Annotated in this window: 10 protein-coding genes and 1 pseudogene; 3 read left to right on the plus strand and 8 right to left on the minus strand. The window is 45.2% G+C overall.

Annotated elements, in window-relative coordinates:
• Nucleotides 1–409 (minus strand): AAA family ATPase (locus tag CH376_RS21920; protein WP_165783650.1); only part of this gene is annotated, 409 nt, incomplete at its 3' end.
• 89 nt (nt 410–498) lie between these two features.
• Between CH376_RS21920 and CH376_RS21925 the strand changes: the two genes are divergently transcribed.
• Nucleotides 499–2,343: a motility associated factor glycosyltransferase family protein gene (locus CH376_RS21925; RefSeq protein ID WP_100784106.1), complete on the plus strand. Its 1,845-nt coding sequence runs from the start codon at nt 499–501 to the stop codon at nt 2,341–2,343.
• 587 nt (nt 2,344–2,930) lie between these two features.
• On the opposite strand, the gene CH376_RS21935 is transcribed toward CH376_RS21925, so the two are convergent.
• The 7 genes and pseudogenes from CH376_RS21935 to CH376_RS21965 all read right to left on the minus strand — a co-directional run bounded on the left by CH376_RS21935 (nt 2,931) and on the right by CH376_RS21965 (nt 10,447).
• Nucleotides 2,931–3,434, minus strand: a complete 504-nt coding sequence (locus CH376_RS21935) for a hypothetical protein (RefSeq protein WP_100784104.1) — start codon at nt 3,432–3,434, stop codon at nt 2,931–2,933.
• Between the two features lie 140 nt (nt 3,435–3,574).
• On the minus strand, nt 3,575–3,787 hold the full coding sequence (locus CH376_RS21940) for a hypothetical protein (RefSeq protein WP_100784103.1): 213 nt from the start codon (nt 3,785–3,787) through the stop codon (nt 3,575–3,577).
• Between the two features lie 250 nt (nt 3,788–4,037).
• Nucleotides 4,038–4,653 (minus strand): annotated as a pseudogene (locus CH376_RS21945) (hypothetical protein); the annotation flags it as partial.
• Nucleotides 4,628–5,278, minus strand: a complete 651-nt coding sequence (gene plsY, locus CH376_RS21950; RefSeq protein ID WP_100784101.1) for a glycerol-3-phosphate 1-O-acyltransferase PlsY — start codon at nt 5,276–5,278, stop codon at nt 4,628–4,630. The pseudogene CH376_RS21945 and the gene plsY, both read right to left, overlap by 26 nt.
• Entirely contained in the window at nt 5,275–6,747 is a 1,473-nt protein-coding gene (der, locus tag CH376_RS21955) for a ribosome biogenesis GTPase Der (RefSeq protein WP_100784100.1), read from the minus strand. The genes plsY and der overlap by 4 nt, the downstream gene beginning before the upstream one ends.
• Nucleotides 6,748–6,768: 21 nt before the next feature.
• Nucleotides 6,769–7,254, minus strand: coding sequence for an SsrA-binding protein (smpB, locus tag CH376_RS21960; protein ID WP_100784099.1), 486 nt, complete (start codon nt 7,252–7,254; stop codon nt 6,769–6,771).
• A gap of 160 nt (nt 7,255–7,414) precedes the next feature.
• The gene (locus CH376_RS21965) at nt 7,415–10,447 is read right to left on the minus strand and encodes an AAA family ATPase (protein ID WP_100784098.1); all 3,033 of its coding nucleotides are present in this window, start codon (nt 10,445–10,447) and stop codon (nt 7,415–7,417) included.
• A gap of 165 nt (nt 10,448–10,612) precedes the next feature.
• On the opposite strand from CH376_RS21965, the gene CH376_RS21970 reads away from it, so the two are divergent.
• A complete protein-coding gene (locus CH376_RS21970; RefSeq protein WP_100784474.1) occupies nt 10,613–11,725 on the plus strand; it encodes a pyridoxal phosphate-dependent aminotransferase in 1,113 nt (370 codons plus the stop codon).
• On the plus strand, nt 11,709–12,554 hold the full coding sequence (locus CH376_RS21975) for a prepilin peptidase (RefSeq protein ID WP_100784097.1): 846 nt from the start codon (nt 11,709–11,711) through the stop codon (nt 12,552–12,554). Before CH376_RS21970 ends, CH376_RS21975 begins: the two co-directional genes overlap by 17 nt.
• Nucleotides 12,555–13,169: the final 615 nt, after the last annotated feature.

Here is a 13,169-nt window from a genome sequence, read left to right on the forward strand (position 1 = left end):
AAGACTTTCCGATCCCCGTATCCATGAGAAGTTTTTCGATGTCCTTTCTCTGAACTCTCGAATCGTTGATGCAGTATTCGTTGTTGCCGTCCAAATAAAGACGACGAGTCATCTTGACCGAAGGGTAATCCATCTTGATGAGTTTGGAAGAATTATCGAAGATCACCGAAACCTCGGCGTAACCGGCAGGCTTGCGCGCTTCGGAACCGTGAAAGATGACGTCGTCCATCTTATCGCCTCGAAGTCCCTTCGCCGACTTCTCGCCGAAGACCCACTTCACTGCGTCTACGATATTCGACTTACCGCTTCCATTCGGGCCTACGACGGCGGTAAAACCAGGATCGAGAAGAACTTCCGTCTCGTCCGCGAACGTTTTGAATCCAACAATATTCAGACTTTTTAAATACATAGTTTTTGTGTTTTTCGTTTCCGGATCTTCCGGAAAGATGATTCCAATTGACCAGATTTCGGCAGGGAATAGAATGCACCTGGGTTATTATGTCTCACAATCTCTCTGAAAAGACAAGAGAAATATTCGGGAAAAAGCCGTACTTATCCCTCTATTTCCAAAGAGAACCCGACCCGAATCTTCAGTTCCATCTCAAGCCCGCAAAGAATCCGGAAGAATGGTTTCTCGACTTAAACGGTCGCGCGCTTTCGAGCACGGTTGCTCCTCTGACGCAGGCCTTACGATCTCTCCAGGCACAAAAAATTTCCGCGACCGATTTGGTCGCCGTGATCGGACTTGGTAATCCGCATCTCATCTACGAAGTTCATAAGAATTTAGAACCGGGCCAGATTCTTCTTTTAATCGACGAACATCCGGAACTCATCTTTCCTCTTTGGGACGGGATTCTGGAACCGGTGATGGACGTTCCCGGAAGACATTTGTTTCTCGGACCTTCCGCCCTCAACTTGCTCTGGAATTATATGGAATCGCTTCCGGTCGAAAGAGTTTCCGGAATCAGAATTTTTCGGAACGCGGCGAGCACTTCTCTGAACGAATTGTATTACGGAGAACTCGAAGTAAAGATCCGCAAAATTCTTTCCTCGAAGATGAGCGATCTTTTGACCAAGTTCGAGTTTGAAAGAATCTGGGTTCGCAACACTTTCGTCAACACCGCGAATTTTCCGGACACAAAAAATCCTCGGACCCGCGTAGAATTTTTAAAGGAAAAATTTTCGAATGTTCCCGCGATGCTTGTGTCCGCGGGTCCGTCGCTTCGAAGTCAGTGCGAATGGATTTCCAAGGTCCGAGACAAGGTCTTTTTATTTTCCTGCGACACTTCCTTAAAGGCGCTTTTGAAATTCGAAATCGTTCCTGACGGAGTGATCACGCTCGACGCGCAGACACATTCTTTCTTTCATTTTATGGGTGCGGAATCGTCTAACGTGCCTTTGTTCGCAGATCTGGTGAGTTCTCCTCCCATTTTGAGGTCGCAGAAGTTTTCCAAGATCGTTCATTCCCTCACCGCGAAGTATGTGGTCGACGCGAGCGGAGAATTGAAGCGCGAAGTTACGGCCGGTTCGACAACCGCCGAAAAACTTTTGGGTCCGATCGGAGACATTCAATCCGGAGGAAGCGTCGCGACGACCGCGTTCGACCTTCTTCGAAATCTGGGTTGCAAACCGATCTTTTTGGTCGGTCAAGATCTTGCTTATTCGGGAAGGGAGATTCATTCTACGGGAACTCACCACAACGAGAAATGGCTTACTCTTTTGAAACGAACTCAGAGTCTTGAAAGAATCAACGAGATGATCATCCGAAAACGCGACACTCGTCTGGTTCCTTCCGCCGGCGGAGGCGAGGTTTTAACCGACTACGTTTTGGATTTGTACCGTCATTGGTTTGAAGAATCCTTTCAAACCCTCGACTTCCCGGTTTACAACGTCAACGTCCGCGGCGCGAGGATTGAAAACTGCGAAAACGTAACGATCGAAAAGGCGGATTCCATTCTTTCCGGGTTTCCCGATCACGGATATTTCTGGAAAAAACTTCTTCCCTGGAACAAAGAACAAGAAGCCGAAGTTTCTTTCGAGGCAGCGGAAAACTTTCGCAAAGAACTTTTAGAAAAAATCAAAAACGTTTTGGATACGTTTTCAGAACCTTCGATCAGAGAAGAATCCTACGAAGCCATTCTTTCCGAGTTCAAAAAGAAAATTTCCGGTTGGGAAGATTTGGGTTATTTGATTCGAAAGACCGAAATTTATATTCTAAGACACAAAGACACGTTAGACGAAATTAGAAAGAAGAATCTATTCTTAGGCGCCGTCTTAAAGGAATTCACCGGACTCAAAAGAAAACTTCTTTCGGGAATTGAAAACAAAAACATCAGAAACTAATAAAAATTCCCGTTCTTCGGTAGTCTTTCCTATCCAGGAACGAGGTCTTAAGAAAAATCTATGTCGTAACTCCATCTACTCTTCCTTAAATGCGATCTGCCGCCTGGGATGGCGGGTCCTATGCGCTGAGTTTTTGTTGTAATTCCGACATCGACGGCGCAAGTTTCACCTCGAACTGCAAGTCTGAAAAAACGATTTAGATTTAGAATCAACGAAATCCCAATGAGAATTTTTGTAAGAGTTCCTACGTTCGAAGTTTCTACTTCCAAGGATTCGGTTTTTATGATATAGAAAAATTCTTCGATTTTTTCCCACCACCTCTCCTCCTCCACCCAATCAGGGTGGGGCCGAGCACTTTCACGGAGGACTGTCGTAGTTCCGACAAATTCTTATAAGATTTAGTTGACTTGTAGGTAAGTTTTACTCATCGGGTGATGAGGAGGACTCAAGAAGCTCAATGCACGCTCTCAATGGATCGCGTCGTAGGGAAACGGAGAAATTTTCTCTATAATAAGATTCTACTTTTTGCAAATACGATTCTCTCGAACATTCTTCTCTGAATTCCCACACAATCCTCCCGAGACAGCCTATTCCAAAAATGAAATACACGAAACTTGTCTTCGAACCGTTTTTTTTCCGCGATTATGAATCTCCACACATTTCCTCGGTTGAAAAACCGATTCTCCCCGATCCCGAACAAAAGTAATTTCCCACGTCGGAAAATTTCCGGATCCCCGGGCCCTCGAAATAACGACCTGTCGCCTTCCCTTTTCGACCGTCTTTGTCCCAAACGCGCCGGTTTTCAGCGTAAGACAGAGTTTGTCTTTTTTTTGCGGATAAAGAAGATACCAATCCCAATTTTTTGACGGCGTAGAATCGATCAGCCAAAAACTTCCGTCCTTAAAAGACGTCTTCTGCGTTTTGAGATTTTCATCTTCCGATCCATGCAGACCGGCGATCGATTCGATCCATTGATTTAGGGAAGAATGACAAGTTCCAACGGACCCATTCGGATCCTGCGCCGAAATCGGAGGAAATGAGAAAAAACAGCAAAGACAGAGCGATGTAGCGAAAATAAAACGAGATTTCATCCTGTTCCACAAAAGATCTTTTTGTGCGTCGCCGGATATCGGGTTTCGCTCGAAAACGAAACCCGCTTTTCAAAAGTTTTTAAGAAGAATCTGTCCGTAGGAACTTCCGTAAAGTATGAGTTCCTACTTTTTAGAAACGATCAAGCGTTCAGATCGATGAGATAACCCCTACGAGTCGCTTGATCGTCCGTGTTGACTCCCACCTTCGCGATGTTTCTCGCACCGGAGTTTACGCTTTCCAAATCGGAAAGAGGATGAAGACGGTCGGGCATGTTTCGAATCGTAAATTCGGATTTCGAAAATTGGCGTGCGCCGGGCGAACTTTGAAGTGCAAAATTGATTTCTTTGAGCATGACCTGCGAATGTCCTTTTCTTTCAAGAGAACGACGAATTTACGACTTTGTAAAGCGAAAATCGGCTCTTCGTTTCCTGACGAAACCGCATTCAACCCGGAAGCAAAAGAATTTTACAAACCGTCGAAGTTGAAGTTTTCGGTATTCACCGATTCTTCTTCCTTTGAAACGTCCTCAAGAATCGCCGAAACCTTCTCGGAACTTTTGTCTTTCTTCGGTAACACCAATTCCGATTCTCCTTCGTCTTTCATTTTCATCAGAAGGGAGAATCCTTTGGGCTCTCTTACAAATTCGGGAAAGTATTCGTAAAATAATTTCGCGGAGACGACTCGAAACTTGGAAGGATACGCGCTCTTATATGTGGAAGAAAGCTCCACGTCCGGAAGTTGTTGAAACTGGATTCGATCCTCGAAGTCGTTGAACTCTTGTTTGGTGTAAACCGGAAGTCTTTCGGTGATCAGGTCTTTTAAGATGATCCAATCCAGCTTAAAGCGCATTCGATAACCTTGGAACGCGGTCGATCTCTGAATCAGATTGACCAATCTTTTGATCGGATAATGCCTCATAGCGTAAGGAGTCAGATAGATGAGAAGATATCTCTGCGAAAATCCGAGAGGTTCCCAGACTCGATCCGGATACGATTTTCCCTCTTCTGATTTGATATCGTCCAGAATGGATTGTAACTCCGGAACGATCTCGGTGTGATCCGTATAAAATTCCTGTTTTTCGACCTCGCCGAATTCTCCGTAGTAGAGCCACTTGTAGAGATCCGCGATTTCAAAGACGGGATGATAGAGTAGGAATTGATCTAAGAATTCGATCTTTTCTTCGCGAGATTTGTTATCGTCGATTTCTCTCTGAATCATCTTTTCGATCCTCGTCTTTGACCGCGAACAACTCGGACTGATTTAAAATCCTGAGTATGTTCTCTCTATGGGTAAGTATGATCCCGATAGAGATAAAAATCATGGTTCCTAAAACCCAATACGAAATCTCTTGGTGCAAAAGAAGAACCGAGGAAGAAGCATAAACGAGAGGAAGCGTTAGGGAAGCAAAAATTGATCCGAGAGAAACAAATTTAAAAAATTTATAAACCGCTAAAAAGACAAGAACCGCTCCCAAACATGCGATCGGCGTTAAAACCAAGAATACGCCCAACGCGGTGGCGACCCCCTTCCCTCCTTTGAAATTTAAGAACGGTGAAAACATGTGTCCAAGGACCGCCAAAACTCCGCAGAGAAGTTGAAACGGAATTCCTCCTTCCGGAAGATAAGTCCCGGAAAGATAAACCGGAAGCGCTCCTTTTGCGACGTCCAAAACGAGAACCGGAAAACCGTATCTCCAACCGACCAGACGGCCCACGTTAGTCGCGCCTATGTTCTTACTTCCCGACTTGCGGATATCCACGCCGGCCAATCGAAGAGCGATCCAATATCCGAAAGGAATGGAACCGGCAGCAAAACTGAAAAAAGCGCAAAGAAGAAAATTCATTTACGATCCGAGCGGAACTCCAATTGAACCGGAATTCCTTGGAGTTCGTAGGTTTCCGTCAGCTTCTTTTTCAAAAAAGAAACGAGGTTGGGTTTAAAGTAGTCCACGTGGTTTACGAAAAGAATGAGATGAAACGGAGAAGTCGAAACCTGAGTGCAATACAACATCTTCGGAGGTTGGTGCGCGGAGAAAGACCTTCCCGCAAGTCCCATCCAAGACTTTAGATTTTTGTTCAGTTCCGAAGTGCTCACCTTTCTCTGCGAACGTGTGGCGAGATCGAAAGCGAGATCCACCAATTTTTTTACACGGAGTTTTTCGGTCGAACTGATCGTAATGATCGGGACTTCGCTTAACAAAGGAAATCTGCTGAAAAGTTTTTCCTTATATTCTTTGAAAGTTTTATCGCTTTTGTCCTCAATGGAATCCCATTTGTTGACCGCGATCAAAAACGGTTTTCCCTTTTCCTGCAAAAGAGAAGTGATTTTCTTATCGAAATCTCCGAAACCTTTTTGAGCGTCCAAAAGATGGATCACAAGATCGCTCGCGTCGATCGCCTTGAGGGTTCTCTGATAAGAATAGAATTCCAGAGCTTCGGCCGACTTGCTATGTCTTCGAATCCCGGCTGTGTCCGTCAAAAGCAAACGTCTATCACCGAATTCTAATAGAGTGTCCACCGAGTCGCGCGTGGTTCCTGCGACCGCGCTGACCACGGCTCTTTCGTATCCGCAGATCGCGTTTAAAAGACTGGACTTTCCGGAATTCGGTTTTCCCACGATCGCAAGTCGAAACTCGTAGTCTTCTTCGGCAAGGGGAAGCGGTTGCGCGTCCTTCTTTTTAGCCGGATTCATCTTTTCGATCCAGACCTTTCCGAGTTTTCTTCCGCTTAAGAAAAATTTAATCTTCTCCAAAAGAAGTCCCAAATTCTTTCTTCCCACCGCAGAGATCGGAAGGACTTCGGCGAGTCCCATTCTATAGAATTCTTCCAGATCGAACTCGTCGAGTTCCTTGTCGGCTTTGTTTACGCAGTAGATGATCGGCTTCTTTGCGACCTCGGGTTCCCTTCTCAGATAACCGAGAAGCGTATGATCCGCCGGTGTGACTTCGTTCTTATCCAATAAAAAAATGATGAGATCCGAAGCCTTGAGTTGTCTATAAGCGGCTTCTAATATGGATTGTGCTAGAGAATCCGGATTGTCGATATCGAGACCGGGAGTATCGCAGAGATAAAAATCAAGATCCTTGTCTTCCTGATAAATTCTCGCGGAAAGAACGTCACGCGTCACACCTGGATAATCCTCCGTGATCGCGAGTTTCTTTTTTAGGAGCGCGTTGAAGAGCGTCGACTTTCCTACGTTCTGTCTTCCCACGATCGAAACCACGGGAATGATTTCACCGGGTTCTTTTCTAGGAGCTTTGATCGGAACGATTTCTTCCGATTCTTCGGTTGTTTTTTTTCTGGCTTTAGCCATATAGATCCTAATTTGAACTTCCTAAGAATCGTAACGATTGGAAGATTTTAAGGCGCGTGCGATTTCCTTTTGCGCGTCTTTTTTCTGCATATCATCCCGTTTATCGTGTATCTTCTTCGGCTTGGCGACGGCGATCTCCACCTTGACCCGAAGGTTATTCTTAAAATAAACCTTGGTGGCGACAAGAACCAAACCCTTCTCTTTTACCTGACGATCCAACTTTTCGATTTCCTTCTTATGCAGAAGAAGTTTGCGGGGTCGGATCTCCGGATGATTTGCGTAACCTCCGTTTTTATACGGAGTGATGGAAAAGTTTTCTAAAAAGACTTCGCCGTTTTTGATTTTGGCGAATGCGTCGGTAAGATTCCCTTTTTTTTCGCGAAGACTTTTGACTTCGGATCCGGACAAAACGATCCCCGCTTCGATGAACGAAATCAATTCGAAGTTGAACTTGGCCTTTTTGTTGACCAAGGGCGAATGCCCGGAATCTTCTTTTTTGTCTGCCATCTTACTTTAATGAATCCGACTTCATGGACGGTCTTTTTTTATCGACCGGAGTCGTAATTAGTTTGTCGATTCTTTCCCGAATCGAACGAATCGAGGAAAACCGTTCCGATTTTCCGTTTCAAAAAACGCGCACCTGCTCAAACGCCGCCGCGACTTCGGATTAATTTCTCATACTGTGATGTGTGAGAATCAATCTTCCTAGTTCGGTCCCGATCAGGTTGGGCATATTGTAAAAATTATCCGAAGTGATCTGGATGGAATCCTGAAACAGATGTTCCGCTATGTATCGTCTTCCAAGGCCGACTCCCAGAAAGACGTAGTTCCGATTCTGATTTTTCAGAATTTCGGCGTGGAGTTTGCGGTTGTCCCGGGAATTGATTTCGTCGGAAACTTCTGCTTTTCCCCTTTGTCCCCGAAAATCGGAGATCATTACCACAATTTTCGTCTGTGCCTCCGGCGAAAAGTACGATTCTACTTTTTCGAGAAGTTGATATTCTTCTACGGAGTCTCCCTGCCAGTCCGTTCGAAGATAATTGAACATTTCCTCTTCTTTGGCGTCGTCGTATTCTTCGTCGAGACGTTTGATCGGAACGAGATCGATTCGATCCTTTTTGTTGTTCCGATCCGAATAGGCGTGAATCGAAAAATCGACCTCGTGTTCCTTGAGAATATATGCGGAAGAAAGCATCGCCGAGATCACCGCGACCGCGTATTCGAAGTTGAAAATCCTTCTCGACTTGGAGACGAGAAACGCGACTTCCACACCCTTGAGTTTTTCCTCGTTCTTATCGATGATCGTACGATCGAAAACTTTCGAGTCCCCTCTTCCGGATAAGAATGAAATATATTTCCGAGTATCGATGCGGTTTCCTTCGTTTCGATACATTCTCGTGATGTCAATCTCGGGATCAAAAAGACGATCGAGATTGAGTTCGATGTCTTCGAGGCTTTGACCGAAAACTTCTTTGAATTCTTTTAAAGAAACTTGGATCGAGTATTCCCAGAGAATTTTCCGTTTGGCAAGAAATTGTTTGTAGAGTTCTTCGGTGCGATAACCCCAGGCCCCGCCTCCTCCGGCGGGTTCACCTTGGCCTTTGTTGCCTCGAGTGTCCTGCCCATACCAAGCGTCGGCTCCTTCCTTCATCTGACCTCCGGTTTCCGGAGTGTCGATTTCGATTCCACGTTTGAGAGGATTGCCCGAGTTGAGAAGTTTGGCCTTACCGGTCAACGCTTCTCTTTTATGAAGTTCCGGGTTCCACCAACGTTTTTTCTCAATTTCGGTGGCCGTTGTTAGAGTTTTTTTTTTCTTATCCTCAAGAACCTTGAAGAAATCGGATTCGATCTCGATGCCGGACATTTGGAAATCCAGGATCTTTTCGAGTTCCATTCTTTCCTTAGGATCGGCGATCTGATTTGTATAAGCGATCTTACCGCCTCGAACCGCGGTTTCTTTCAAACCCTCTTCTCCGTTTTTTTCATCCGCGTAACGCAAAATGTGATCCTTCCAAAAAAGAAGATTAGAAAGTCCGAATAGATACGGCAATAGATTCGCGGAACCGATGGTTCTCTTTTTTGCGAGATCTCGGATCTTTGTGTGAAAGGTCACCATCTTCGAAATCAAAGCGCTGCCGGGAAGATAAAAGGAAAGAATTTCGGTTAACGTAGATTCGTCTTCGAGATCGGGAAACAAAACGCTCGTAAAGCGGTTTCGAAACGCGCGGGAAATCGTCGCGGTGGATTTCGATTTTCTGAAAAGTTTGAGCGCGAAGATTCTGGAATCGCCGGTCAACTGAATCGGTTCGGTTCTTCCCGCTTCGGGAGGAAGAGTGAGCGACCGAGCGTCGTCCGTGAGCATATTCAATTTTTCCACGAGTTCGGCTCCGGCGGCTTCCAAGTTTGTGATGAGAATGTTTCCGCCTTCTCTGATTCCTCGAGTGAGAGGACCGTCGACCCAATCCACTTTGGAACCGCTGATCGGTTTCAAGGCTCCGATGATATCCGAAGTATGAATCCCTTTACACAAACTCACGGTCTCCAGAGGAAGACCCGAAATTTCGGTGAAAAGCGGAAGAAGAATCTGAGGATCCTGTTCTTCCGAATATTCGATCAAAACGTTTTCCTGAAATTGAACGGCGGTGAAAATCTTTTCGGAAAATTCGCGGAGTTTCAAAGGAAGAGGAACGCTGGTTAGAAGATTCTTCGCTTTGTTTTCGTCCGCGACCGGGAAAGCCTTATCGTTGCAGTATAAAAATCCTTTGTGAACTTGAAATGTCGGCTCCGGAAGTTCTGGGGCCATCTTGAGTCCCGTTTCGCTTAACAAAAGTTCGACTTGAACGTCTCTGTCTTCTTTTTTGCGGAACGGTTCCACATAGAAGTTCCAGAATTCTCGGAACTGAAGTTCGCTCGTTTCGGCTTTTAGACCGATAAGACGGTTGCAGAGTTTTTTAAGGTTCCGAATGTTGAAGTGATATTTTTCCAGATCACCTTTTCCGAGTTTACCCGTGACCACACGATTCTCCGTTTCCAAAGAAATCCGAATACAGGATTGAAGAAGGGTTTCGCTCAAAGCGGGATACAGTTTTTTCAATATAAAAAGAATTTCATCCGGAGTATGAGGATCGATAAAGACGACCGAGAAGAATCGGGTGATATCGAAAGGAAGCGGTTTTCTTCCTTCAAAACCTTCGGAAGGGTTCTGGGTTCCGATAAAGTTAAAGCCGTCGCCGCAGGAAATTCGCGAGCCGTCGCCTTCGATTAACTCCAAATAGGCGGACTCGTAAACGGTGGAGAATCTTTTGATGATATGCGGAGGACAAAGATTCATCTCGTCCGCGACAAAACTCTGACCGGAACGAATCGCCGCAGTCAAAGGCCCGTCCGACCAAGCAAATCCTTGACCGTCCATAAGAATCCGATACGAACCGATGAGATCTTCCGGAAGCGTATCCTCGTTAAAACTAAAACGAGAAGTCGGATGTTTTCTCATGAAGTTGATATAATAGATGAGAGCGTTTTTTCCCACACCGGCGTCGCCCACGAGGAGCACCGGTTTTCCCTCCAAAAGAGGATAAAGAATGTTGGATAGATTGCGAACGGTGGAGTCGGTCTCGACGAGATCGGATCCAAGACTTCCTGTGTTGATTCCCGACTTAGAAACGGGAACATTCAGACCGGCGATTTTTACGGTTTCCATGACTCAAAGTTTATCAGGTAGAATCCTCTGGCAACCTGAATTCCCGAAATTATATTTTGAACGATTTGAATTGTTTGACTATCAAATCAACTTTTCGAGATGATTCTTTTGAGAAGACCGTTTTGCGGTAGTTCTCTCCGATGGAGATTTCAAAAAGGATCTAGTATGAGTCAGAATACATTAGAATATGTTTTAGCAAATAGAATCCAAGGCCTCGACACTTCCGCGATCCGCAAAGCGTTCGAACTCGCGGGAAGTTTAAAAAATCCGATCAACCTTTCCATAGGCCAGCCTCATTTTCCTTGTCCCGCGAATATCATAGAAGCCGGTTGTAAGGCTCTCAAGGACGGAAAAACCGCTTACACACTTACCGGAGGAATTCCGGAACTTCGTTCCGCACTTGCCGAAAAATACAAGACGACTAACGGCATCTCCTACGCAACGCCCGAAAGAATTTTAGTCACTTCCGGAATCAGCTCCGCGTTTTTACTTTTATTCAACGCTTTGCTAAACGAAGGAGACGAATGCCTGGTCGTAACTCCGCACTTTCTGATGTATCCCGCGTATATCAAAATCTACGGTGGAAAGATGAACACGGTGCATCAATCCTTCGAACCGGAAGATCTAAAAGAATTCTCGAATAAGAAACTGAAGATCATCATCTATTCTTCTCCTTCCAATCCTACCGGAAAAATTCTTTCCAGAAAACAACTGGAGGCGCTCGCGGAACTCGCTGAAAAAACGGGAGCTTATCTGATTTCGGACGAGATCTACGAACTTTTCGACTATGATAAGAAGTTTGTTTCCGCGGGTTCGTTTTACGAGAAGACGATCACACTTTCCGGTTTTTCTAAAACTTACAGTATGACCGGTTTACGTTTGTCTTCCATTCTCGCGCCGGAACCGATTACGAAAGCGTTGACTACTCTGCAGCAATACACTCTCGTCTGCGCGCCTTCGGTCACTCAGTGGATGGGGCTCGAGGCTTTGAAGACGGATATGAGTTCCTACATCGCGGACTACAAAGAAAAAAGAGACTTTGTGTACGATTCTTTGAAAGATCATTACGAAGTGGAAAAGAGCGAAGGCGCTTTCTATTTCTTCATAAAGATCAAAGAGAAGGACGACGATTTTATCCTAAGGGCGATCAAAGAAAAGGAACTGATTTTAGTTCCGGGTTATATCTTTGCTGATTCTAAAAACTACATTCGGATCAGTTTTGCTTCGGAATGGGAGAATTTGAAGAGGGGAATTTCCGCGCTTGTTTCACTCGCTTGATCCGTCAGCCTTCTGGATCCTTCTGGGATTCGGAAGTTTTGGCGCCGCGTCCTTAGGAAGTTTTTATGTTACGTTGGGATTTAGGATTTTAGAATTTTATTACGGTAAAAAAAGGAAGTCTCTTTCTTTTCGAGAAAAGTGGAAGCGAATCCTCACTTCTCCGAGCGCTTGTGATCACTGCGGAAAGGAGATCCGTTATCCGGAATTGCTTCCCGTCGTCGGCTTTCTCATCACGAAAGGAAAATGCGGAGAATGTAAGAAACCAATCCGACCGATCTTTCCCGTTGTTGAACTTTCCTTTCTTATGATTTTCGTTTTTTGTTTTGCGCTTACGAAGAATCCTGCGTTCAGTTTTGTCTTTTTATTTTTATGCGGTCATCTTTTGATTTCCTGTCTGACCGACGCCTATCATTTTTCCTTGGATTACGAAAATCTTCCTTGGATCGGATTTTTCGGATTTACGGCGATCTTTCTCTTGAACGGAAAATTTCCCGGTTGGAACGAGGTGTTTGTGTTCGGAGGTTTTTTCGTCTCGTTTCTACTCCTTTTCTTTTTTTTTCCAGGTGGAATCGGATTCGGAGACGTCCTCTTTGCTCCGGTCCTCGCCGCGATCGCTGGTCATCCTTGGTGGATGTTTTTTTTGAACGCCTCTTACATACCTGCCGTTTTGTTTACGATCGTCCTTCGAAAGAAAGGGGAAAGTTTACGAAAAAAACCGATTCCCATGGGTTTGTATTTCGGCTTAGGAACGGTGCTGACTTTTTTCGGCAAAATTCTTTTCGAGTCGGAACTGCTTCCCTTCTCTTTCTTCTCCGATGTTTCGAATTGAAATCAAAGATCAAACTTCCGAAATCTTTAAAAATAAAAGAGAGACGGCTTCGCACCAAGAGACTCCTTTTAAGAAGAATTCGTATTTTAGAATATTCTAAAATACCATCTCAGTTTTTTAGAAAAATTACCAACCCGATCCGACCCATCCAGGAATCCTTCGCACTCGCTCGGAGGGACAAATAAAGAACCGAGCGCGCCCCTCGTCGGAATTCCGACAAGAAGAATTCACGTTGACAACATAAGATTTTTCTGATAGAGAAGAGTCTCCCGAGTTTTCCCGCCACCTCTCCTCCTCCACCCAATTCAGGGTGGGGCCCCCGACTTTTCACGGAAGAATCGTCGGAACTCCGACAAAAAGAATTCACGTTGACAACATAAGATTTTTCTGATAGGGGAAAGTCTCCCGAGTTTTCCCGCGAACCCGCCTCCTCCACCCAATTCAGGGTGGGGCCCCCGACTTTTCACGGAAGAATCGTCGGAACTCCGACGAGGGGCGCGCTCGGTTCTTTATTTGTCCCTCCGAGCGAGTGCGAAGGATTCCTGGATGGGTCGGATCGGGTTGGTAATTTTTCTAAAAAACTGAGATGGTATTTTAGAATATTCTAAAATACGA

It is taken from the genome of Leptospira adleri (assembly GCF_002811985.1).
GTDB classification, from domain to species: Bacteria; Spirochaetota; Leptospiria; order Leptospirales; family Leptospiraceae; genus Leptospira; species Leptospira adleri.

What these genes read in the sequence shown, in the direction of transcription:
- CH376_RS21925 (WP_100784106.1), top strand. Translation starts at nt 499, where the DNA reads ATGTCTCACAATCTCTCTGAAAAGACAAGAGAAATATTCGGGAAAAAG.
- CH376_RS21935 (WP_100784104.1), bottom strand. Translation starts at nt 3,434, where the DNA reads ATGAAATCTCGTTTTATTTTCGCTACATCGCTCTGTCTTTGCTGTTTT.
- CH376_RS21940 (WP_100784103.1), bottom strand. Translation starts at nt 3,787, where the DNA reads ATGCTCAAAGAAATCAATTTTGCACTTCAAAGTTCGCCCGGCGCACGC.
- plsY (WP_100784101.1), bottom strand. Translation starts at nt 5,278, where the DNA reads ATGAATTTTCTTCTTTGCGCTTTTTTCAGTTTTGCTGCCGGTTCCATT.
- der (WP_100784100.1), bottom strand. Translation starts at nt 6,747, where the DNA reads ATGGCTAAAGCCAGAAAAAAAACAACCGAAGAATCGGAAGAAATCGTT.
- smpB (WP_100784099.1), bottom strand. Translation starts at nt 7,254, where the DNA reads ATGGCAGACAAAAAAGAAGATTCCGGGCATTCGCCCTTGGTCAACAAA.
- CH376_RS21965 (WP_100784098.1), bottom strand. Translation starts at nt 10,447, where the DNA reads ATGGAAACCGTAAAAATCGCCGGTCTGAATGTTCCCGTTTCTAAGTCG.
- CH376_RS21970 (WP_100784474.1), top strand. Translation starts at nt 10,613, where the DNA reads ATGAGTCAGAATACATTAGAATATGTTTTAGCAAATAGAATCCAAGGC.